General features: G+C 37.7%; 22 protein-coding genes, 4 tRNA genes and 3 pseudogenes. 9 read left to right on the top strand and 20 right to left on the bottom strand.

Going from position 1 to position 23288, the window contains the following annotated elements:
* Positions 1-40 precede the first annotated feature (40 nt).
* The 8 genes from gldE to nspC all read right to left on the bottom strand — a co-directional run bounded on the left by gldE (position 41) and on the right by nspC (position 4398).
* Positions 41-1327: a gliding motility-associated protein GldE gene (gene gldE / locus EII32_RS08285; RefSeq protein ID WP_125234987.1), complete on the bottom strand. Its 1287-nt coding sequence runs from the start codon at positions 1325-1327 to the stop codon at positions 41-43.
* A gap of 78 nt (positions 1328-1405) precedes the next feature.
* Positions 1406-1804 carry a single-stranded DNA-binding protein gene (locus tag EII32_RS08280; protein ID WP_125234959.1) on the bottom strand — a complete coding sequence of 133 codons (399 nt, stop codon included), beginning with the start codon at positions 1802-1804 and terminating at the stop codon, positions 1406-1408.
* Between the two features lie 35 nt (positions 1805-1839).
* Complete coding sequence (locus EII32_RS08275; protein ID WP_125234958.1) at positions 1840-2388, bottom strand: hypothetical protein; 549 nt, start codon at positions 2386-2388, stop codon at positions 1840-1842.
* Between the two features lie 84 nt (positions 2389-2472).
* Positions 2473-2545 (bottom strand) — tRNA-Gly (locus EII32_RS08270).
* A gap of 16 nt (positions 2546-2561) precedes the next feature.
* Positions 2562-2645 (bottom strand) — tRNA-Leu (locus tag EII32_RS08265).
* 29 nt (positions 2646-2674) lie between these two features.
* A tRNA-Leu gene (locus EII32_RS08260) sits at positions 2675-2756 on the bottom strand.
* 26 nt (positions 2757-2782) lie between these two features.
* Positions 2783-2858 (bottom strand) — tRNA-Gly (locus EII32_RS08255).
* 391 nt (positions 2859-3249) lie between these two features.
* A complete protein-coding gene (gene nspC, locus EII32_RS08250; RefSeq protein ID WP_125234986.1) occupies positions 3250-4398 on the bottom strand; it encodes a carboxynorspermidine decarboxylase in 1149 nt (382 codons plus the stop codon).
* Between the two features lie 200 nt (positions 4399-4598).
* On the opposite strand from nspC, the gene EII32_RS08245 reads away from it, so the two are divergent.
* The 3 genes from EII32_RS08245 to EII32_RS08235 are packed head-to-tail and all read left to right on the top strand — an operon-like array spanning position 4599 to position 6799.
* Entirely contained in the window at positions 4599-5207 is a 609-nt protein-coding gene (locus EII32_RS08245) for a thiamine phosphate synthase (protein ID WP_125234957.1), read from the top strand.
* 43 nt (positions 5208-5250) lie between these two features.
* On the top strand, positions 5251-6189 hold the full coding sequence (locus tag EII32_RS08240; protein ID WP_125234956.1) for a ribose-phosphate pyrophosphokinase: 939 nt from the start codon (positions 5251-5253) through the stop codon (positions 6187-6189).
* Positions 6190-6220: 31 nt separating this feature from the next.
* Positions 6221-6799 (top strand): TlpA family protein disulfide reductase, encoded by a 579-nt coding sequence (locus EII32_RS08235; protein ID WP_125234955.1) that lies wholly within the window; start codon positions 6221-6223, stop codon positions 6797-6799.
* A gap of 284 nt (positions 6800-7083) precedes the next feature.
* On the opposite strand, the gene EII32_RS08230 is transcribed toward EII32_RS08235, so the two are convergent.
* A complete protein-coding gene (locus EII32_RS08230) occupies positions 7084-8832 on the bottom strand; it encodes a phospho-sugar mutase (RefSeq protein WP_125234954.1) in 1749 nt (582 codons plus the stop codon).
* 185 nt (positions 8833-9017) lie between these two features.
* On the opposite strand from EII32_RS08230, the gene EII32_RS08225 reads away from it, so the two are divergent.
* Both EII32_RS08225 and rlmH read left to right on the top strand, forming a co-directional pair.
* Positions 9018-9374 (top strand): DUF4491 family protein, encoded by a 357-nt coding sequence (locus EII32_RS08225; protein ID WP_125234985.1) that lies wholly within the window; start codon positions 9018-9020, stop codon positions 9372-9374.
* A complete protein-coding gene (rlmH, locus tag EII32_RS08220; protein ID WP_125234953.1) occupies positions 9371-9841 on the top strand; it encodes a 23S rRNA (pseudouridine(1915)-N(3))-methyltransferase RlmH in 471 nt (156 codons plus the stop codon). The genes EII32_RS08225 and rlmH overlap by 4 nt, the downstream gene beginning before the upstream one ends.
* 71 nt (positions 9842-9912) lie before the next feature.
* Here the strand turns inward: rlmH and EII32_RS08215 are convergent, their stop codons facing one another.
* Complete coding sequence (locus tag EII32_RS08215; RefSeq protein ID WP_125234952.1) at positions 9913-12117, bottom strand: S9 family peptidase; 2205 nt, start codon at positions 12115-12117, stop codon at positions 9913-9915.
* Positions 12118-12195: 78 nt separating this feature from the next.
* Between EII32_RS08215 and EII32_RS08210 the strand changes: the two genes are divergently transcribed.
* Both EII32_RS08210 and EII32_RS08205 read left to right on the top strand, forming a co-directional pair.
* On the top strand, positions 12196-13107 hold the full coding sequence (locus EII32_RS08210) for a TIGR01212 family radical SAM protein (RefSeq protein ID WP_125234951.1): 912 nt from the start codon (positions 12196-12198) through the stop codon (positions 13105-13107).
* 67 nt (positions 13108-13174) lie between these two features.
* Positions 13175-13534 (top strand): YraN family protein, encoded by a 360-nt coding sequence (locus tag EII32_RS08205; RefSeq protein WP_125234950.1) that lies wholly within the window; start codon positions 13175-13177, stop codon positions 13532-13534.
* 272 nt (positions 13535-13806) lie between these two features.
* Here EII32_RS08205 and EII32_RS08200 read toward each other — a convergent pair.
* From EII32_RS08200 to rfbC, 8 genes and pseudogenes are all read right to left on the bottom strand, one after another.
* Positions 13807-14232, bottom strand: a pseudogene (locus tag EII32_RS08200) (magnesium chelatase); the annotation flags it as partial.
* A 36-nt stretch (positions 14233-14268) separates the two neighbouring features.
* Entirely contained in the window at positions 14269-14562 is a 294-nt protein-coding gene (locus EII32_RS08195) for a hypothetical protein (RefSeq protein WP_125234948.1), read from the bottom strand.
* A gap of 2 nt (positions 14563-14564) precedes the next feature.
* Complete coding sequence (locus EII32_RS08190; protein WP_125234947.1) at positions 14565-15632, bottom strand: hypothetical protein; 1068 nt, start codon at positions 15630-15632, stop codon at positions 14565-14567.
* 30 nt (positions 15633-15662) lie between these two features.
* Positions 15663-16796, bottom strand: coding sequence for a hypothetical protein (locus EII32_RS08185; RefSeq protein ID WP_125234946.1), 1134 nt, complete (start codon positions 16794-16796; stop codon positions 15663-15665).
* A gap of 51 nt (positions 16797-16847) precedes the next feature.
* On the bottom strand, positions 16848-18386 hold the full coding sequence (locus EII32_RS08180) for a YifB family Mg chelatase-like AAA ATPase (protein WP_125234945.1): 1539 nt from the start codon (positions 18384-18386) through the stop codon (positions 16848-16850).
* Positions 18387-18522: 136 nt separating this feature from the next.
* Positions 18523-19305, bottom strand: a complete 783-nt coding sequence (locus EII32_RS08175) for a polysaccharide biosynthesis/export family protein (protein WP_125234944.1) — start codon at positions 19303-19305, stop codon at positions 18523-18525.
* A 132-nt stretch (positions 19306-19437) separates the two neighbouring features.
* Positions 19438-20148 carry a DUF4738 domain-containing protein gene (locus EII32_RS08170; RefSeq protein ID WP_158611155.1) on the bottom strand — a complete coding sequence of 237 codons (711 nt, stop codon included), beginning with the start codon at positions 20146-20148 and terminating at the stop codon, positions 19438-19440.
* A gap of 116 nt (positions 20149-20264) precedes the next feature.
* On the bottom strand, positions 20265-20813 hold the full coding sequence (rfbC, locus tag EII32_RS08165; protein ID WP_125234942.1) for a dTDP-4-dehydrorhamnose 3,5-epimerase: 549 nt from the start codon (positions 20811-20813) through the stop codon (positions 20265-20267).
* A gap of 140 nt (positions 20814-20953) precedes the next feature.
* On the opposite strand from rfbC, the gene EII32_RS08160 reads away from it, so the two are divergent.
* Together EII32_RS08160 and EII32_RS08155 are read left to right on the top strand one after the other, a co-directional pair.
* Positions 20954-22018 (top strand): SPOR domain-containing protein, encoded by a 1065-nt coding sequence (locus tag EII32_RS08160; RefSeq protein ID WP_158611154.1) that lies wholly within the window; start codon positions 20954-20956, stop codon positions 22016-22018.
* A 14-nt stretch (positions 22019-22032) separates the two neighbouring features.
* Positions 22033-22560 (top strand): FHA domain-containing protein, encoded by a 528-nt coding sequence (locus tag EII32_RS08155; RefSeq protein WP_125234940.1) that lies wholly within the window; start codon positions 22033-22035, stop codon positions 22558-22560.
* Positions 22561-22771: 211 nt separating this feature from the next.
* On the opposite strand, the pseudogene EII32_RS08150 reads toward EII32_RS08155, so the two are convergent.
* Together EII32_RS08150 and EII32_RS08145 are read right to left on the bottom strand one after the other, a co-directional pair.
* Positions 22772-23170 (bottom strand): annotated as a pseudogene (locus tag EII32_RS08150) (transposase); the annotation flags it as partial.
* A 24-nt stretch (positions 23171-23194) separates the two neighbouring features.
* Positions 23195-23288: pseudogene (locus tag EII32_RS08145) on the bottom strand (IS982 family transposase); the annotation flags it as partial.

Genomic DNA, 23288 nt, shown 5'->3' with positions numbered 1-23288 from the left:
ATCATTCTGTATATGTTTTCGCAAAAGTGGCATGTAAAAATCAGGCAGGCAATGTGTCCTTATCTCTTATTATGACTTTTACCTTTGATATACGTCTTTCTTCTATCTCAAGAATCTCAAAGGTATATTTGTTATATTCAAGTCTTTCATGTACGGTCGGAAAATCTCCTTTTAGTTCGAGCATAAGACCGGCAAGTGTGTCCGCCTCCCCTTCTACGTCCGTAAAAACATCGTCTTCTATTTCCAAAGTTTTACAGAAATCAGAAATGAGAACCTTTCCTTCAAATATATATGTGTTGCGATTAATGCGTGTATAAAATTCCTCTTCCTCGTCGTACTCGTCATTTATCTCTCCGACAATCTCTTCAAGAATATCTTCGAGTGTAATAATTCCACTCGTACCGCCATACTCGTCAACAACAATGGCTATATGTACCTTGTTTTCTTGAAATTCGCGCAACAAGTCATCTATTTTTTTTGTTTCGGGAACAAAATATGGCGGACGTATCAAACTCTGCCACCTGAAAGAGCTTGGCTTGCCGATATGCGGAAGAAGATCTTTAATGTAAAGAATCCCTCTTACGTTGTCACTGTTATCCTGATAAATCGGTATCCGGCTATAATTGTTTTCTACGATACAATCAAGGACTTCCGCATAAGTACATTTTATGTCAAGATCGACTACGTCTTTCCTGCATGTCATAACCTCTTTTGCTGTTTCATCACCAAATCGGATTATACCTTGCAAAATGCTTTGTTCATCCTTAATGTCATCTTTATCAGTAAGTTCGAGAGCCTGTTCAAGGTCATCGACACTCAACACATGAGGTTCCGACTGTACCACTTTCTCTGCAAGAATGCCTGTCCTCATCAATATAGTTTCAAGAGGCCAGAAAAATTTCATAAGCATACTTATTCCTCCTGCAGACATACGACAAAAAGCAAGCGGTCTTTGCCTTGCATATATTTTAGGCATTATTTCTCCGAACAATAGCAACAAAAAAGTGAGGATTATTGTTATGCACAAAAATTGCAGCCAATATACATCATGAAAATCGACAATATTGGCAAATACATAATTGCACAACATGATTATTGTCACGTTTACAAGATTGTTCGTGATAAGTATTGTTGCAAGGGTTCGTTCGCTTTTCTCCAGAAGTATCTCTATTTTTTCGTCGGCATGGATTCTCTCCGGATCAAGTTCGCTTATATCTGTCGGGCTGAGACTAAAGAAAGCAATCTCCGATCCACTCGCAAAACCAGACATGGCAAGCAATATGACAGCCAATAAGGTTGCCGTAATGACACCCGCAGAAGGCTCCATGAAAGAGACCTCGCCTAAAGCATTTGTAACGAATGACAAGTCCAAGATTTCAAGTACTTATAAGTTTCAGAAAGGTATTCATTCCTCTTGTTGTTCTTTTTCCCCGCTTGCTTCTTCTTTGGGATTCCGATCGGAAGATGTCGGAGTTGGCTTGGGCGACAACAATTCAAGGTTTTCTGCATATATTTCTGTAACATAATGGCGTTGACCTTTTTTGTCATCATAACTTAGGTATCTTATCCTTCCCTCGATATACAACTTGTCGCCGGTGTGAACATATCTTTCGACAATCTTTGCCAAATTGTTCCACAATCTGACGGTATGCCAATCGGTACGATCCGGAACTTGCGTGCCGTTTTGGAGAGTGTATCCACGTTCCTTTGTAGCAAGGCGCAAAGTGGCATACGCTTGGTCGCGGTCGTAATATCTCACTTCGGGTTCTTTGCCCACATTCCCTATCAGCATAACTTTGTTCATGTCCTTTTTCCTCCTTTTATTTATTCAGACAAAGATTATTTCCACCTGCCAAGATAGCGGAACTTGAAATTCTTACCTTTCGCAGACGGGAATTGACTGCGACCGTCAACACGCGATTGCAGATGGTCTATTATACGGTTGTAACAATCAAGACCAGAATTTGCCTTACAGAACACAACGAAATGTGTATCGCGGTACTCATGCTTACCCGTGGTTGGCACGAGTACAACACGCTTGAAATCTATGCTGCTTTCATACCATCCGTCATGTATCTCACTCAGACGAGCCATGGAAGGAGTGATAACGTCTCGGTGAGCTCTCTCGCTTGTAGGGTTTGAACGCAAAGCTTTCTTCTGCTTGAAATCAAGCATGGTGGCTGCCTCAGTCTTTATTACTATGAAATATACCCTTGGGCGAACCTTGTAACGTTTGGGATAATATACATCGCTTCCGGCATAATCACGTAAGTCTGCTTCCAACTCGGCGTTCAGTCCTATTTCCGGAATTGAGGCCAAAAAAATCAATGCCTCGTCAACATTCGATACCAATGTTTCCTTGTCGAAATATCTTAAATAGAGATTCATGTGTTTTGTTTTTCTTAAAATAACATTTGACTCGACTTTCCTTAATCTCAAAAACAATAATAGAAGAATCGAATCTGTGAAAAGAGCGGAAAACGGGACTCGGACCCGCGACCCCAACCTTGGCAAGGTTGTGCTCTACCAACTGAGCTATTTCCGCAACCTGAATAAATGTGTGAAGAGGAGGAGACTCGAACTCCCACGTCGCGATTGACACTACCCCCTCAAAGTAGCGCGTCTACCAATTCCGCCACCTCTCCAACATATTTGCATTCCGAAGAAAATGCTGTGCCCAGAACAGGACTCGAACCTGCACACCTTTCGGCACACGCACCTGAAACGTACGCGTCTACCAATTCCGCCACCTGGGCATTTGATGGTGTTCTCATTCAGAATGTGGAGCGGAAAACGGGACTCGGACCCGCGACCCCAACCTTGGCAAGGTTGTGCTCTACCAACTGAGCTATTTCCGCCTTTATACTCCCTTGTGGAAGTGCACTTCTCTAAATGCGGTGCAAAGGTAATGCTTTTTTTTAATACTGCAAATTTTTTTTGCCGTTTTTTTAAAAACTACAATCAATTAAAGATTCTGCATAGTCAATTAAATTAAAGAGAACGGCAATTTTTTATTCAGAGTATTAACATTAACGTAAACTTTCTATTTCATATAACAGACAAATGAATGTTGCCGGCAAATATACGCAAAGCAAAACAGGCGGTTTTGAAAGGTAATATGGGCGATATTGGTTTGCAAATTGGGCGAATTTGATTTATAATCCTGCCCAATTTGCATTTTCATTAAATGCCTGTCGGTTTTTAAATTCTCGTATAAGCAAGAGGTGACAATAGTGCCTTGGACAACCGTCAGTCCATCCTATCCCTATAGTCTTCGTATGAGAAATCTCTCAATGTTACAAGTTCACCTTTCGAGGTTAGCATTGCTATTGACGGATGTGTAACTCCGTTGAACATACACGTCTTTACCGTAGTATAGTGAAGCATGTCCTCGAAAATCACGTTCTCACCAATTTTTAACTCGTGCCCAAAACTCCATGTACCCATAAAATCACCGCTCAAGCAACTATTTCCGCCGAGACGGTAGGCTGTTTTCGATTGGGATATTTCCGCACCGCGCACCTCAGGCATATATGGCATTTCGAGACAGTCCGGCATGTGACATGTGAAACTGACATTCAGTATTGCCGTGCGTATGCCTTTATCCTCTACTATATCCACCACTTGTGACACGAGTGATCCCGTTTGCCATGCAAACGCACTGCCCGGTTCGAGTATAACCTTTAGGTTTGGGTACCGGTTGTGCAGACCTTTTAATATATCAATAAGGTGTGGTATGTCGTAATCGCTTCGTGTCATAAGATGTCCTCCGCCGAGATTAAGCCATTTCAACCGATTGAACCATCGTGAAAATTTCTCCTCTATGTGACACAACGTGCGTTCGAGCACATCCGCACCGCTCTCGCAATGACAGTGACAGTGAAAGCCTTTGATGGTGCTTGGAAGATTTTCGGGCAATTTTTCTGCGGTGACACCGAAACGAGTTCCCGGAGCACAGGGGTTGTATATGTGTGTACCCACTTCCGAATATTCAGGATTTATCCGCAGGCCGATGCTTATATGCCGGTTTGCGGCCAAAGCTCTGTCGCATAATCTTTCGTGTTGTGACAGTGAGTTGAATGTAAGATGGCTTGAATATCTTGCCATCTCATCAATTTCATATTCGGTATATGCCGGAGAGAAGGCGTGAGCCGGACTGCCGAACTCTTCGCAGGCGAGGCGCGCTTCATAAAGAGAACTTGCAGTTGTGGCGGAAATGTATTCCTTGAATATCGGGAAAGTTTTCCACAAGGCATAAGCCTTAAAAGCAAGAATTATCTCCACGTCGGCCTCATTTGCCACCATGGATATCAGTTGCAGATTTCGCCTCAGTTTGTCTTCCTCGAGGACGAAGCAAGGACGGCAAAGGTTATCAAATGTCATTTTGTCAATCTTCATCACTTCAATAAAACTTAATTGTTTGCAAAGGTAGCGTTTTTTCATTGAAAATCATTTCTCGACAATAAAATAAATGCCCATTGTTTAATCTGCAATATGATTTGTATCTATTTTTTAATCGGCGAAAATAAAATCCAATGAAAATTGTAGTTGTATGCTTTTTTTTTCATACCTTTGCAGAGCGTAATCTAAAAGTTGTAATGAAACTTATTTTAATGACCAAGCCCACATTCTTTGTGGAAGAAGACAAAATATTATCCAATCTTCTCGAAGAAGGTATGGATTTTCTTCATATATACAAGCCTGACTCATCGCCCATGTTTACAGAAAGGCTTTTGTCACTTATACCGGAGGAGTATTATAAAAAGATAGTGGTACACGGTCATTACTACTTAAAAGACGAATATGGGCTGCGTGGCATTCACATAGACAATCCCGAAGCGAAACCGCCGCTTGGCTATAAAGGCAAATTTTCAAGAACTTGTAATACCATTGAACAATTAAGAGATGCAAAGAAAGGGACTGAATATGTTTTCTTGAAAAATATGTTCGGTAATAGTTCGGAACAAGAAAAAATACAAGGTTTCACGACTGAACAAATAGCCGATGCACGTAAACAAGGACTGATAGACAGACATGTATATGCTCTCGGAGGGGTAAATATTGACAATTTGAAAGAAATTAAACAAATGGGGTTCGGCGGCGTGGTCATCTGCGGAGATATATGGAGACGTTTCGACATACATCAGCAACAAGACTATAAGGATTTGCTAAATCACTTTTGCAAGATAAGAAAAATAGTGGATTAAAGAAACATAATAATACATTACTTAACTTCAAAATAAATAATCAATGATTGACCAAAATTCTTTCATGATATTCTCTGGTACAAACACGAAATATCTGGCAGAAAAGATTTGTAGAAGTTTAGGTTGCCAACTGGGAAACCTTGTCATGACAAAGTTCTCTGATGGTGAGTTTGCCGTTTCTTACGAGCAATCGATAAGAGGTCGCGACGTCTTTCTCGTGCAGAGTACATTCCCACCCTCGGACAACCTCATGGAGTTACTGCTTATGATTGATGCCGCAAAAAGGGCATCTGCAAAAAGCATCAATGCCGTAATTCCGTATTTCGGATGGGCACGTCAGGATAGGAAGGACAAACCGCGTGTTAGTATCGGGGCAAAACTTGTGGCAGACTTGTTAAATGCCGCAGGTATAGACCGACTCATAACAATGGATCTCCATGCCGACCAAATTCAAGGCTTCTTTGATGTCCCTGTTGACCACTTGTATGCTTCAGGCGTACTTCTGCCCTATCTGCAAAATCTCAATCTCGACAATCTTGTAATTGCATCTCCGGATGTTGGTGGCAGTAAGCGTGCAAATACTTTTGCAAAATATCTCAGTTGTCCGTTAGTACTTTGCAACAAAACAAGATCCAAAGCTAATGTTGTTGATACCATGCAGATTATTGGAGACGTAAAAGACAAAAACGTGGTTCTTGTAGATGACATGGTTGATACGGCCGGTACTATTACAAAGGCCGCCGATGTAATGATTGAGGCAGGAGCAAAGAGCGTGCGTGCATGTGCAAGCCACTGCGTTATGAGCGGACCGGCAAGCGAACGTGTACAAAATAGTTCTATTGAAGAAATCGTCATGACGAATTCAATACCATACACACAAAATTGCAATAAGATTAAACAGTTGTGCGTGGCAGATATGTTTGCAGAAACAATACGTCGAGTTCTCGAGAATAAGAGTATAAGTGACCAATATATTATATAACATTTTAGTATTCAATATCATATAAACACTTATGATGAAAAATTCTAAGACTCTTTTGATATTTATGGCATTCATCTCATTGGTGTTTGCAATAGGTTCATGCAATACTTCTACCAACAAGTCGGAAAAAGAATCACAAACCGGCAGTAAAGAGGATTCCGTATTGACAGAGGACAATAATAACGAAGTAGATAAAAAGGTTGCAATTGATTTTAAATTAAATGACATTGAAGGCAAGAATGTCAGTTTAATGAGCGAAGTGTCAAAAAACAAATTGACCATTCTTGATTTTTGGGCAAGTTGGTGCAGACCTTGTATGGAAGAAATGCCAAATATGATAAATATCTACGATAAATATGGAAATAAGGGACTTGGAATCGTAGGTGTGTCACTTGATGATAGCGAACAGGATTGGAAAGGCACGGTAAAATCAAAAGGTTTGAAATGGACTCAATTATCTGATTTGAAAGGCTGGGAAAGTCCGGTTGCCCAAAAATACAATGTGCAGTCAATACCTTACATTCTTGTAATCGACCAAAAAGGAAACATTATTGCAGAAGATATCCGAGGAACAGAATTGGAGGAGTTTGTGGCAACAAATATCGAATGATTGTGGAAGAAATATTTATTGTGAGGTGATATTGCCTCACAATAAATATCTTAAAATTTGTGACAGAGAAAACAATACACAAGTAAAGTAGTCGGAAAGAAAGTTCGTTATTTTTAATAATGACTATTGGGGGGATTACAAAAGCAAATTAACAAAAATAAAGGCTGAACTAAAAAGAGAAGTTCAGCCTTTGTTTTGTTATGGAAAACATTTTATAATTCGAATGTTTTTATTTATGACAGCATGCCGGTTATTGACATGCCGTCATTTGTACTAAATCGAAACTACAGACCAAGGTCTTTCTTAAGTGCTTCAATCTTTACATCAGCATCTTTTGAGCAACGTTCGTAACAAGCGGCACACTTCATGCTGTTGTCTGTAACCTCTGTATAGAATTTTATTTTCGGTTCTGTACCGGAGGGACGTACACTTACCTTAGTCCCATCTTCGCAGAACCATTGTAGGACGTTGCTCGAATCAGGCATCTCAAGTTTCGACTTGGAACCATCGGCATTTGTCTGCTCAAGCAATTTGTAATCTTTTGTTATGAGAACATTGGAACCACCAAGCTGCTTGGGTGGATTGTTGCGGAAATTTTCCATCATAGCTTTAATCTCATCGGCACCGCTCTTTCCTGTCTTAACCACATTTATCGTCACTTCTTTCGAGAAGCCGTATTCGAGGTATATCTTCATCAGCAGGTCGTATAGTGTCATGCCGTTATCTTTTGCCCACGCTGCAATCTCACAGATAAGACAAATACTTGCAGGTGCATCCTTGTCACGTACCTTGTCGAATGGTAGGAAACCGAAACTTTCCTCTCCGCCTCCGATATATTTCTTCGAACTTTCATTGGTACGTATTTCGTTGGCAATCCATTTGAAACCGGTGTAGCAGTCCTTTAATTCTACTTCATTCTTGTCAGCGATTCTCCTTATGACTTCTGTAGTAACGATGGTCTTTACCATGAACTCGTTTCCTTTCAGTTGCCCCATTTTCTTCTTATTGGCAATAATATACCAGAAAAACATCATACATGTCTGGTTGCCGTTAAGTATTTCCCATTCGCCTTTGTCATTGCGGCACACTATGGCAAGTCTGTCTGCGTCAGGATCGCTTGCTATTACGAGGTCGGCATTGAGCTCTGAACCAAGTTTCATTCCCAAAGTCATGGCTTCGGGATTCTCGGGGTTGGGAGAAACAACTGTTGAGAAATTTCCGTCTATGACCATCTGTTCCGGTACCACATGTATATTTTGGAATCCCCACGAACGTAAAGCCTCGGGTATTATGACACGTCCGGCTCCATGCATTGGAGAATAAACAATTTTCAGATCTTTATTTCTTAATATAACCTCTTGATCTACCATGGCTTCTTTGACGGCCTGCAAATAATCCCAGTCCATCTCTCCACCTATTATTTCGATGAGTTTTTTGTTTGGTTCAAACTTGACATCGTCTATATCAACCTTGTTTACCTCATCGATAATGCCTTTGTCATGTGGTGAGAGTACTTGTGAGCCATCCTCCCAATAAGCCTTGTATCCGTTATATTCTTTTGGATTGTGAGATGCCGTAACATTTACTCCTGCTTGTGCTCCCAAGTGCCTGATTGCAAATGAAATCTCAGGTGTGGGACGAAGACTTTCAAAAAGGAAAACTTTTATCCCGTTTGCAGAAAATATGTTTGCCACAGTCTCCGCAAAAAGACGACCATTATTGCGACTGTCATGTCCAACAACAACCGATAAGTCTTTGCGATTAGGGAAAGCCTTTATTATGTAATTGGCAAAACCCTGAGTAGCCATACCAACTATATATTTGTTCATACGATTGCTTCCTGCGCCCATTATTCCTCGAAGTCCGCCGGTACCAAATTCCAATGAACGATAAAAACTATCAATGAGTTCTGTTTTATCTGTGTTATCAAGCATTGCCTGAACTTCTTTGCGTGTCTTCTCATCGAAAGAAGGAGACAGCCATTTCTTTGCTTCATTTTCACATTGAGCAATAAGTTCCATGTTTTTTTCCATATACATTAATAAATATAATAGTTTAAATACTCTTTTTGATGCTACAAAGATAATGATATTTTTTCATATAATGATGTAGTATGATTAATATTTAACTTTTACAGTTATTTCCTTATTGTAAAGTTGGTAAAAAGGACATAAAATGTTATCTTTGCCGGAAAATATTGATTTTCATAAAATATATGATAGAAATAAACTATACAGGAATTATTATTGCAGTTTGCACATTTCTAATTATCGGACTATTCCACCCCATGGTAATCAAAATGGAATATTATTGGGGTACAAAATATTGGTGGACTTATCTTCTGGCAGGACTTGCATTCCTCTTTGCTGCTCTTTTTACGGAAAATATTATTGTCTCTTCAATACTCGGTGTTACCGGAGCATCCCTGCTTTGGGCTATCGGTGAATTGTTCTCACAAAAGAAACGAGTGGAAAAAGGTTGGTTCCCTCTTAATCCTAAACGCAAACATGAGTATAATCTTGAAAAAGACAAATGTCAATCATGTGTAGATAAGTCAAAACAAACCACCGAATGAAAACTGTTTTAGTTGTTGTCGGAAAAACAGACAATAAACATATTAGTGCATGTATCAGTGACTACGTTGAACGAATAGGACATTACATACCATTTGAAATAGTACTGTTACCGAACCTGAAAAACACAAAGAAACTTACTGAAGAACAGCAGAAAGAGGCAGAGGGAAAACTAATATTACAACATACTCAACCATCGGATTATATTGTTCTGCTTGACGAACATGGAAAAGAGTTACGCAGCATTGATTTTGCAAAATGGTTGCAAAATAAGCAGATAACTGCCAAGCGTCTTATTTTTGTAATCGGAGGACCGTATGGTTTTTCAAATATTGTTTATGAACATGCAAATGAGAAATTATCTCTATCGCAAATGACTTTCTCACATCAAATGGTAAGGTTGTTTTTTGTCGAGCAAGTTTATCGTGCTTGTACCATTATCAAAGGAGAACCTTATCATCACGAGTAATCACTTGGTAAAAAAATAGTAGATAGAAAACCTTGTTTTATCAAGCAAGATTTTCTATCTACTATCGGGTTTTATTTCAGTGTTTCAATGAAATGGTTGGCAATCTGTCGTAATAAGTGATTACGAGTGTTTCCTCCATATATGCTGTGGTTACGGTTGGTATATACATTCATTTTGAAATCTTTGTCTGCTTGTACAAGACTTTCCGTGTATTCGTATGTATTCTGCGGATGAACATTATCATCGGCAAGACCTTGACAAATTAGAAGTTTGCCACTCATGTTGTCAACACGGTTCATCGGGTTTATGTCGTACCCTGACGGATTTTCCTTAGGTGTACGCATATACCTCTCCGTATATACGGTGTCATAGAATCTCCAATCTGTTGGAGGAGCAACTGCCACTCCGGATGCAAAAACTCCTCTGCCCTCACTCATGCTCATTAGTGTATTGAATCCTCCGAAACTCCAGCCCCATATACCTATGTTGTTTTCATCCACATAAGGTAGAGACTTAAGGTAGATGGCTGTCTCCGCCTGATCCTTGGATTCAAATAACCCCAACCTCAAGTAGGTACATTTCTCAAACTCAGCCCCTTTTGCACCGGTACCACGACCATCTACACAAACGAGAATAAATCCACATTCTGCCAAATAGTGATCATATAGTGCACCCTGTCCCATTGAACCAATCCTCCATGAATTGACGACCTGCTGACTGCCCGGACCACTATATTGCCACATTATGACCGGATATTTTCTTGAAGGGTCAAAATTGCTCGGTTTTATCATTATGCCGTTAAGTTCTACATTTTCCGATGTCTTAAATGTGAAAAACTCTTTTTTGCCAAGTGGCATTTCCTTTAATAAACTCCTGAGTTTCGAATTGTCTATCAATGTAGAAATAACCTTGCCGGCATTTGTGCAAATTGTAAAGCGATAAGGTGTATTGCAATCGCTCCAAGTGTTAACGAAATATTTGAAATTACTACTGAAAACGGCATCGTTCCAGCCTCTGTCGCATGCAAGTTTGTTTATACGGCCTTTTTTGTCGGAAGAATATATCTCGCGATTCATGGCATCATTACCGGCAGATTGATAATAAACAGTACCCGAATCATCATCATATCCGTATAACTTAGTGACATCATGGTTGCCGGAAGTTAATTGCCTCTCAAAATTTCCATTTTGTGTATATAGATAAAGTTGCATGTAGCCGCTTCTGTCACTCGGAATTACAATGTGGTTATCTGTGATAAGGATATTGTTCATGGCATCTTCCTTCACATATTTTTCCACTTTTTCCTTTACAATTAATCGACTTACAGTAGAATAAGGATTAACGGCATACAAGGAAAGTTCGTCTTGATGACGGTTCATTGTATATACAATAATTCTGCTTGCATTGTTCGTAGATTTTATTCTCGGTATATATCCTTCGTTGGGTAGCGGTATGTCAAGCGTTCTTGTTTTATGCGATTTTATGTCGTAACTCAAAACACTGACACTTGAATTTGTCTCTCCGGCCTTTGGATATTTATAGGAATAATTTCCGGGATAAGTTCCATTTTCTTTGTGTTCCGGGAATGTACCTTTAAACATCTGTAGAGAGTATGTTTTAACTTTGCTCTCATCGTATCTTATCCATGACAATACCGTACCATCGGCATTGAATGTCATTGCTGTCGAGAAACCAAACTCCTCTTCATTCACCCAGTCCGGAATACCGTTTATGACCTCATTGAACTTTCCGTCTTTTGTAACTTGACTTTCCGAGTTGTCGTAAATTAATTTAACGAGAAAAATATTATTGTTCCTTACAAATGCAACCTGTGTGCCGTCTTTTGACCAAATCGGCGATTGTTGCGAACCGTTTTCTGATAATTTTTCCAGTCTCTTGTTCAATATGTTATATATGTAATAATCTGCTGTAAAAGAATGGCGATATATTCGTTTTGTATTAGTCTGTATCAATATTTTTTTTCCGTCCGGACTTAGTAGGTACCCATCGAATTTCTTTATGCTTAAGTTGTCCGTATTGTTTATATCGAACAACACCGATATTTTTTTTCCATTTTTGAAAGAATATTGAATAATTTGCTTCATGTCATCACTTATTTGTGCATAACTCTCACCATCAGGCATAGGTGTTATTGCGCTTAAGTATTGTGGAGAGAACTTATTTGAAGTAATGTCCCTCAATTCAAGTTTTGACTGTGCGTTGGTACTTATGGAAAAAAAAAGTGCCGCCGCAAATAAAATTACAAGTTTTTTCATTATAGATTTAATTATTAATTTGTGGCAAAGTTAAGAATTATTTGCTATATTTGCAAAGTTTATCTCATAAAATCATTTATGAAAGAAAAGCATTACAATGACTTCGGCAGTTGGATAAAGAAAAAAGTTGGCTTCAAAGTACAAAAGATAAGCATTGATGCCGGATTGTCATGCCCAAACCGTGATGGCACAAAAGGTACGGGGGGATGTATCTTTTGTGATAACACAACATTTTCACCGGCTTATTGCAAAGGTGACAAGGGCATAAAAGCACAAATGATGGATGGAATAAATTTCTTCAAAAGAAAATATAATGACATGCGCTATTTGGCGTATTTTCAAACATTTACCAACACTCACGCATCTCTTGAAAGACTTAAGCAAATGTATGAAGAAGTACTTGACATTGATAATGTAGTAGGTATAGTAATAGGAACACGTCCGGACTGTGTGCCAGATGACTTACTTTATTACCTTGAACAACTTAACAAACAGACGTTCATGATTATTGAATATGGTATTGAGAGTACAAATAATAAAACATTAGAGTATATAAACAGGGGACATTCATTTGAATGTTCACGAGAAACAATAGTAAGAACCAAAGATAGAGGAATATTTGTGGGCGGACATGTTATTCTCGGACTGCCGGGAGAGTCATTCGATGATAATATAAAAGAAGCAGAAATATTAAATGGAACAAGACTCGACATAATCAAACTACATCAACTTCAGATTGTAAAAGGAACTCGACTTTCAGAAGAATATTCAAAAAAGAATTTTAAATTGTATGATGTAGATGAATATATCGAATTGGTGGCATCATTTATTCAACATTCCAGAAAGGATATTATTTTTGACAGATTTGCTTCACAAATGCCCGGCGAAATGATTGTCGCACCCAAATGGGGAATTAAGAGTCATGAGTTCACAGACAAATTGGATTGTTATTTAATGAAAAATAATATCTTTCAAGGACAATTAATATAAAAAAACCAAATATATCTCTTTATAACTTTATTTTATAACTTTGCAACAATAATAATATAAATAATTTATGGCTGAACATAACGAATTGGGGAAATGGGGCGAGGAAATTGCAAGCAGATATTTGCAAGATAAGGGTTATGTGATAATAGAACGTGACTGGAAATCAGGAAAAAGAGACATTGACATCATTGCAATAGAAAAAGACGTATATGTATTTGTAGAAGTAAAGACGCGTCAAAATAAGATGTATGGAGACCCAATTGAGGCAGTTGGTTATTTGAAAATGCAAAACCTTCGACATGCAATAAGCAATTATATAAAATATCGCAGATTAAACAATGACATAAGATTTGACATAGTAACGGTTGTGGGTAGCATTGGCAAAAAGCCGGAAATAGTACATGTCAAGGATGTGGCAATAATGTAATATTTAAAATAAAAAGCGATTGGCTTCACAGCTGATCGCTCTATATCTCCAATAGGTATTAGTTTTTTAAGGTAAAAAGATTGTTTTCAGGATAACATTTGCAAAGGTAATTATTTTAATTTAACAGACAAAATTATTTCTTATTATTTTTTGATAAAAAACTTTTGTGTGCCTACACATATAAATATTTGTAATAAATTACTCGCAATACTCAAAAATTTCACCTATCATTTGACAAATGATTTCATGCCTGTATTGATATAAAGATTTGTTCATCCTCGTCCTGCCCAATCACCACGGTCAAGGTTACAATACGAAATGGCTTCCGCAAGGTGTGTTGTTGTAATATTGTCAGAAGCATCAAGATCGGCAATTGTTCGTGCGACTTTGAGTATTCTGCTATATGAACGTGCCGACAGATTTAGTCGTTCCATTGCATATCTCAACATGTTTAGTCCGTCAGTGTCGGGCTTCGCATAGGTATGGATCATTTTTTCGTTCATCTGTGCATTACAATACACCCCTTTGACATCTTTATATCTTGCTTCCTGCACTGCTCTTGCTTCTATAACCCTTTCACGTATTTTTTCACTTGATTCTCCTTGATGTGCTGTTGAAATATCCTTGAATGGTACGGGAGTAATTTCACACTGTATGTCGATTCTGTCTAAGAAAAGAGGGTTCCTGATTTTACCAACTTTTGCATTGCTTTATAGAGTATATATCACGTTACCTTATATTTTCATTAGGAAAGAAAAAGACATATCTTCTGTTGAAAAAACGATTAGTCTGCCTTCAAATTGGAATAAGGCAATGGCTATTATATTACCCTTTTCTCTGATTAATGGACAACTATAACTATACACAGAGCCTTCAGAGAAGTAGATAAAATCATTTTTTAGTTCAGCACCACTAATAACCTTCCAATCATACTCCCTTATAACGTTATTCCTTACCGTAAATATGCATATGAGAATAACGGAAAAGATAACTGCCACAGAAACAATACTCTTATTTTTTTTTCTCATATCTAACGACGTATGCCTGGTTGATAATATCTATCTACAACTCCTTTTCCATTCCTGCTTGTCCGCATGGGATTTGCCCGAGTAGAAGTAGGAAAAAAGTGCCCAACAATTCCAAGAGATGCCCCGCCAACCATATAAGTCGGGTATGAAAATACCCCGTTTATCATTTCTTGATTATTTTGTCTAATATTTGTATAATTTGAGGGGTAAGCAGATGAAGTCTGACCATGCACACTTACATCTCTATAATTATTTAAAGATGATATTCTCGTGGAAAATGAAGGATTGCTATAATCGCCAACACCTGTCTTGCATCCATAAAAATTAGCAGTGGCACCAGAAGCCCAATTGAAATCAATATTGCCCCAACCTTCTAATGTCATTTGCTTACCATCAAGAGCATTATGACTTGTTCTTATAGTTCCTGTTGGTCCATCTTTACCTGCATGTGACCAAATACTAAACTCTGCAGTTTTGCCAAAAATATCCCCATACGACTCAACAGCACTGCTAACCAATGATCCAATAATGCTGATATCTTGAATACCACACATTAAAACTATATCATTTGCGGCATCATAAAAATCACTATGTTCTATATCATATTTCCTTGTTTCTGCTGCAGATTTGAACATCTCATCACCACGTCCATTTCCTGTTGTATAGAAAAGCATATATATGTCCATTCCATTAGGATCTATTGCATTAACAGGACTTCCTCCACAATAGTTATATGGGCTCAAGTGATAGTAGTTCTCTGCGTGCGGGTCTATTGTTGTAAATGCCTTGCTATCAACAGAAAGAGTATCTATGGAAATTATATTGCCATTGTAATCCTCCAACGAGACAGTTCGGTTTCTAAAATTGAACTTTGCTTTAACCATCTTGCCACTACTTAGTACACCAATTACATCAAAGTGTTTAGATGTTGTTGTATCATATGTCGCTTCCAATATTTTTGTCTGATCTCCTATAAAAGTATAAGGACTCGTATTATTGTTTGTGTTCTGTGCTTTTACAGCGACACAGAGCAGTCCCAAAAGAAGAATCGTAATATGTCTTAAATTCATGATAACTAAAATTTTTATGTGATTTATGTTTTATCTGTTTCTACTTTTGAATTCATCCCATGATGATGACGTATTTTTGCCAATATAATTATAGCCTTTCTCTACTTTTTTGATATATTCTTTTTCTGTAAGTTCCGTATATCCGATAGATTCTAAAATAGCTATAGCGGACTGGTATTTTTGATTGTTGTTTATGATATAATGGGAAGGCACCTCGCCAATGGTATGAACATAGTCGTATCCACACTGGTGTAGAGTCTCGATTAACAGGTGGAGTGCAAGATAGTTATGTGGAAGCGTGTCTAATATCCGATTGGCACACAATAATGCGAAATAATCATTGTCTCGGTATTTCCTCTGGTAAGCAATACCTAACATGTATATCATATAAGCCACTTCTTCATTATCAGACATCGCAGTGAGAAATACGCCATTTTTGATGGCTTCTGTTGATACCCCCATTGATTGTATGTACCATTCATCTCTGGCAAAGCTACCGGTGGTCAGTTCTACGTTAACCCATCTGCCATCTTCTCCTATATGTTTTATATACATGTGTCTTGGAGCAGTTGCTAAATACGCTTTTCCTCCCAACTCATTGCATAATATTTTGTAGTAAATAGGCAATGACGAACATTGACCAGAATGTGTCTTAATTACTTTTGATACAAAAAGTTTTGTTATGTCTTTCTCACCACCACAATCTTCAACGTCATAAGAAAAAGCCTTGTTCCCGTTCATCCAACCTGGTTTTGTAAAGTAATTGAAAAGTGCAGCATTTGCAGCAGTCTTATAGTGCTGAATATCCATTAGACGAATGAATCTGTTCATAACATTAACTGCAAGAGATATACTGTCACAAAATGCTTTGTAATCCACGTTGCCTGAGAAATAAGCCCACTCTACAAGAAATTCTGCTCGTTTAAGGTTATATTGTATATTACCTTCTAACATATTGGACAATTCATCGTACGCATCATAGAAATAATCGTCATAATACATCTGTGGCACAGTATCAAATGGTATCACATCTGTTGATTCATATGTCTTAACATTGTCTTTGATTATCTGTTCACGAATTGGCATACTCATTACTATACTTGATTGCTGTGCTTCGGCAATCTGAGTATATATTACCATTAATACAATTATTATATATCTCATTATATAAGTGTTGTTAAATTTGTTAATGAGTCACTTGCTTAGTTCTCTCTGTTACCTTTCTGCCCAGTCACCTCTATCCAGACTTCTGTAGCCTACGGCTTCTGCTACGTTATGCATCTCGATGTTTTCTTTGCCTTCGAGGTCGGCAATTGTACGTGCCACCTTCAATATACGGCTATATGCACGTGCCGAAAGTTTAAGACGCTCCATCGCCATGCGCAGTATGTCAAGCGATGTTTGGTCGGGTTCGGCAAAACGATGCATAAGTCTCTCTGTCATCTGAGCGTTGCAGTGTATACCTTTGTATTCTTTGTAGCGTTCTTCCTGTATCCTACGTGCTGCCATAACACGATTTCGTATAGCCTCACTTGGTTCACCGGGCGACACCTGACTTATATCGGTAAACGGAAGAGGGGCAATCTCGCATTGTATGTCTATACGATCAAGCAAAGGACCGGAAATCTTGTTCATATATCTTTGTATCTGCCCAGGTGTGCAGACACAATGATGTGTAGGATCTCCATAATAGCCACATGGGCATGGATTCATTGATGCAACAAACATAAATGAGCATGGAAATTCGATCGTGTATTTTGCGCGGCTGATGTTTATTCTCCTATCTTCGAGAGGCTGACGCATCACTTCAAGAACCGTTCTGGAAAATTCCGGAAGTTCATCACAAAATAATACACCGTTATGCGCAAGCGAAATCTCACCGGGTTGGGGAGTCGTTCCACCTCCGACAAGTGCAACATGTGAAATACTATGGTGAGGACTGCGAAATGGACGTTGGCATATCAGCGAAGAATCATTTTGCATTTTTCCTGCAACAGAATATACTTGCGTGGTTTCTAAACTTTCAGCCAATGTCAAAGGTGGCAATATAGACGGAATACGCTTTGCCATCATTGATTTTCCAGAGCCGGGAGGACCTATCATTATAAGGTTATGACCACCGGCTGCAGCAACTTCTATAGCACGCTTTACATTCTCTTGTCCGCGTACATCTGCGAAGTCAAGGTCGAAACGAGACTGATTGGCATAAAATTCTGTGCGTGTATTTACGACAAAAGGTTCAAAATGTCTTCCATTTAAAAAACTTATAACTTCGTCAAGTGTTTCCATGCCAAAAACATCAAGATTATTGACAACGGCAGCTTCACGTACATTCCCTCTCGGAACTATAAGTCCTTTGAATTTTTCAGCGCGTGCTTTTATGGCTAACGGCAATATTCCCCTTACCGGACGCAAAATACCGTCAAGCCCCAATTCGCCAATCATCATATAGTTACCAAGCATATCAGTATTAACTTTTCCATTGGCGGCCAAAATTCCAATTGCCATGGGAAGGTCATACCCACTACCCTCTTTCTTTATGTCGGCAGGAGAAAGATTAACGGTAATTTCTGCTACAGGCATCTTATACCCTATATTTGACAAGGCAGCCTTTATGCGGTCGAAACTCTCTTTCACTGCGGCATCTGCAAGTCCGGAAACATGTAACAAAACACCGGGAACGATATTTGTCTCTATTGTAACCGTTACAACCCCCATTCCCATTAATTCGGCAGAGAATGTCTTTGCAAGCATATTATGTCAATCTTATTATTAAAAAAAAGGACATGTAAACATATACATGCCCCCGAATGTTGCTTTGTATTTTATGATAGGTTTTCAAATTTTTCCATCGTACAAATTTATAGTACCCACCTCAAATTCAAAACTCTTATTTTTTTATTAATGTTAGAATTACAGAACCCAAAGAAACAATAACTGTCGCAGTAGTAAGCCAAATGCTATTATCGTTTATTACCTGACGATTAATTTTCGATCTGTTTGGTTCTATGTAGATAATATCATTCTGTTGTAGATAATAATAAGGAGAATTGAAAATGTCTGCTTTACTGATGTCAAGACGGTGAGTACTCTTTTGTCCGTTCTTATCCTCTCTTACAAGCAAAATATTATCACGTTTACCATACATAGTAAGGTCACCCGCAGAAGCAATTGCCTCAACTATGCTCATTTTCTCTCTTGTCACAGGAATAATACGCGATCCCGCTTCGCCGATTATTGTTACATGATAACTTGTCATCCTTACTGTAACAACAGGCTTTTCAGATTCTGCCATATATGGTTTAATCAGACTGAGTATGAGTGCCTCGCATTCTCTTGTAGTAAGTCCTTCCAAATGTATGGTTCCAACCATCGGAAAATTAATATTTCCTTTGTTGTCAACCAAATATCCATAAATATTGGATTCCGTTGACATTCCATAATTGTTGTTATTAATATCCTTATTGAATGGTTTGGCCGCATTCGGGTCTGATGTGCTTATATGTATGTTTATGAGATCTTTGGGCATTATACGGGCATCGTACAAACCACGTGATTGCGATAAATCAATGGTGTCTGCTCCTTGGAAATAAACAATCTTTTTAGTACTTCCGCAACTGCCGAAAAGAACTATAAGTGCAATCACGATTACAGGGATTATCAACTTTTTCATAATCTTATATTTTATTTGTTTGCAAAATTAATCTTTTTTATTTAAAATAGCAACAAAAAGACAAAGTTTTATTATTGTTTATTAAAATTTTTGGCAAAAACAAATCCACTTAAACACATCATTTCAAAATTATCAATTCATTATTTTTGAAATGGTATGTTTATTATTATATGATACAATTATTTCTGCTATATAATTACTTGGAGTGTCCGGAATGCCCATTGTGGCATAGAAATGAAAGCCATCGCTGTCGTGACCTTCATAAATTATATCATTAAGTATTGATTGTTGGATAATACCGGAAGGGATTGTTCCGAGAAATTCTTTCTTGTGAAAGTCGTGTATGAAAGTTTTCACACTGTTTTTTACTATACAAATACTTACGGTATTGTCATAATATATATTGTCAACCCTTACCCCTTCATTGTCATAATTGCTTTTCGACACTTTATATGTAGTAGGATTAACTTGTATATATATATGATTTTTCACACCTTCCAACATAACAACAGTATCTTTCTTTATAATCCGATGTTGGTTTATCGCAACATGTCTGTTATATTTAACTAAATCTACCTTTTTTGAACTTGCATTCTCATCCTTAAAAAGCTTTATTTCATCTCCATTTTGATTTTTGAATATTAGAAGATGCTCTGTAAGATTCTTTATGGGATATTTTGTCATTATGGCACCATTAAGACATAAAGAGTCATTAATAACAGTAAATGCAACAGGCAAACTAATCGAGTCCGGATAAAAAATAGTGTCCCCATTAACACTGAAAACAACGTTATCTTCCAATTCGTCATACCACACACCTTGCATCATCTTCTTTGCTTTCAAATCTTCTTTGCAAAAATCCTTTTCTTTATTTTCGTATTTGCAAGATACTAAAATAAAAGCAAGTGACAATAATATGAAAGGAATATTTTTATAGAGAGTCATCTATGTCAAAATTGTCAATCAAAAAGTTCTGCCTCGGAAAATTTTCTGCCGGTTTCGTCCTTGGGACTTAACAAAATATCTTTCGCACTTATGGGCCAATCAATACCGAGTTCCGGATCATCAAATCTTATAGACGCTTCCGAATTGGGCGAATATACATTGTCAACTTTATATGTGAATATCGCTTCATCGCTCATTACAAGGAAACCATGGGCAAATCCACGAGGTATAAAAAACTGCCGCTTGTTATCTTCACTAAGTTCAACTATGACATGCTTGCCGAATGTGGGTGAACTTTTTCTTATATCTACGGCAACGTCAATAACAGTTCCTTTTATTACTCGTACAAGTTTTGCTTGTGAGAAATCACCTTTCTGATAATGCAGCCCTCTAAGAACTCCTCGCGAAGACTTTGACTCATTATCTTGTATAAAATTTACTCTGCCGATATTTTTATCAAATTCTTCCTGCTTGAAAGATTCGAAAAAATAACCGCGTGAGTCTTCAAAAACCCTTGGTTCGATTATAAAAACACCATCAATGTCCGTTCTTAAATAGTTCATTATTACAAGTGAGATTTTTATTGATGCAAAATTAAGAATAAAATTCCTATTGGCGAAAGTATTTCGATATTTTTTCTCATTACTTACTTTTTTTTTTTGAAATCTCGAAAAAAGTCATTAATTTTGCAAACATGAACCGTTTGGAAAAGCATATTGAGATATTGCTATTAAGTAATGATTGTGTCATGGTGCCTGGATTAGGAGGCTTTATGGCTTATCATCAATGTGCCAAATACAGCGAAGATGATTGTCAAATATTACCGCCATTACGCACTTTGGGGTTTAATCCCAAGTTGAAAGCAAATGACAATCTACTCGTACAGTCATACATGGAAGCATTTGATATTAGTTTTCCGGAGGCAGTACAAAAAATTGAAGACGAAGTTGGCAAAATAAACAATTACCTAACAAATCATGGCGATTACATTTTTAACGGAATTGGAACTTTGTCGGTTAACAAGGATGGAAATTTTGATTTCGTGCCAATAAAGTCTGGTCTGTTAACTCCAAACCTTTATGCCTTTGACACGGTTCAAATAAAGAAACTGTACGAATTGCAACTTGTAAAAGTAAAAAATAACAGCAAGGCAAAAATATCTAATGAAAATGAAAACATCATTGATGTAAACATTGGAGAAAACTGCAATTTACCGGTCAATGCTCATAAAGGAGATTATATAAACATAAAATTGAGCGCGATAAGAAATCTTGCAGCAATAATTATTGCCTTGGTTGGTTTTTTCTTGTTCACCTCTCCATTGTCAACAAGTAATTTGGAAATGGGTGTGGGAAAAATCAATACCGATATGTTATATGAAATCATGCCTAAAGCAATGGTTACAGATGGAGGAGAAAATATAATTCCCATTGTTTTGAAAAGAGAAAAACCTTATATGACAAAACCTTCAGAAAAAGAAGAAACAACATTTAAGGTAAAGAAAAATAATAAGCAAGATATCAATAAAGTAAATTCCGAAAAAAAATATTGCATCGTCATGGCAAGTCAAGTATCCAAAGCAAATGGAGATACATTCCTTGCCGTAGTACATAAACAAGGACTTGTATCGGCAAAAATGATCGGTGATGGCAATAAACGTAAAATAGTATATGGAGATTTCGCATCGGAAACAGAAGCCTATAAAGAATTGAACAAACTTCACGCCAATAAATATTTTACACAGGCTTGGGTTTACGAAATAAAATAATTGTGTTTTTATATATGAAACGTGTAAGATGCCCCAAATGTGATAATTTTATTGTTTTTGATGAGACACGTTATGAAAACGGACAATCGCTGATTTTTGTTTGTCCGGAGTGCAACAAACAATTCGGTATAAAAATTGGTACAAGTAAACTCCGCAACAGACAGAAAGAAGAGAATCCCGAAGAACTTGTTGATAATGAAGATTATGGGGCTATTATAGTAATTGAAAACGTATTCCATTACAAACAAATAATACCTTTAAAACTTGGTGATAATGTTATCGGGCGTTATCAGAAAGGGAATAAAATAAATACTCCCATAGAGACTGTCGACCCAAGTGTTGACAACAATCATTGTGTATTAAACGTCAGCCGAGATACATCAGGCAGACTTAAATATGTATTGAGGGACGGTCCGAGCAATACCGGAACGTTTGTTGACAATGAATTGCTCGGAGACAAGGAAAAACGGGTTATTGATGATGGCGCATTATTCACCATTGGTGCGACAAGTATTCTCTTACGAGGAAAAAATAGAATTTAATTTAACGAGTTACTGATTAGGTTAGATTGAAAGGTTTGTTCCTGAAGATAAAATGATACTGTGCAAAGTATTTTCAAAGACGACATAATTGAATGAACGAACTAAATGTATGTCTCAAAATCTGAAATCGTGATGTTAAGTTCCTTTTTCCACCCAAAGTTCGTATTCGGACATAAAGACAAATGAAAGAAAAATATAGCATAGTCGTCCCTTAAAAACTATATTTCAGCGTGAAGTTTGTAAAATCGAAGTTCACGCTGATTTTTTTTATAAACCACAAAAGAACTCTCATAGTTCTTTTGAAGTTATACGCCGCCGCAGCTAATAAGACATTGACAGCATCTCCTTTATAAAAGTTGCGAGATAGTCTGTAATCACTTTTAAGATGTCCTATCGTCGGTTCTATTCCTGCACGCTTGCAAAATAGTTGGTGTTTCTTTCTCTTTTGGTAGCAGGTATCTTTTGCTTTAGGAACGTCCGGGATGAGTATCTTTGTATACCCGATCTGTCTCACACCTCTATACCCTCTGTCTGCCGCCGGACTATTAATATGTTTCCCGGTCATCCTTTGGGTTTGTTCCAACGTCTTTTGTATGGTATGACCATCGTATACCCCAGTTCGGGATAAACTTTCTCAAAACATCATAAGTTGTTTGGTGTCCTCAATATAATATCCATCAAGTGCTTTCGGCTTGTTGTCGAAGAAGCAGTATGCCGCCAGTGCTGCA

Source organism: Prevotella sp. OH937_COT-195, from assembly GCF_003932845.1.
Taxonomy (GTDB): domain Bacteria; phylum Bacteroidota; class Bacteroidia; order Bacteroidales; family Bacteroidaceae; genus Prevotella.
The sequence above is the reverse complement of the archived record's forward strand: the minus strand, read 5'-3'. Positions and strand labels throughout refer to the sequence as shown.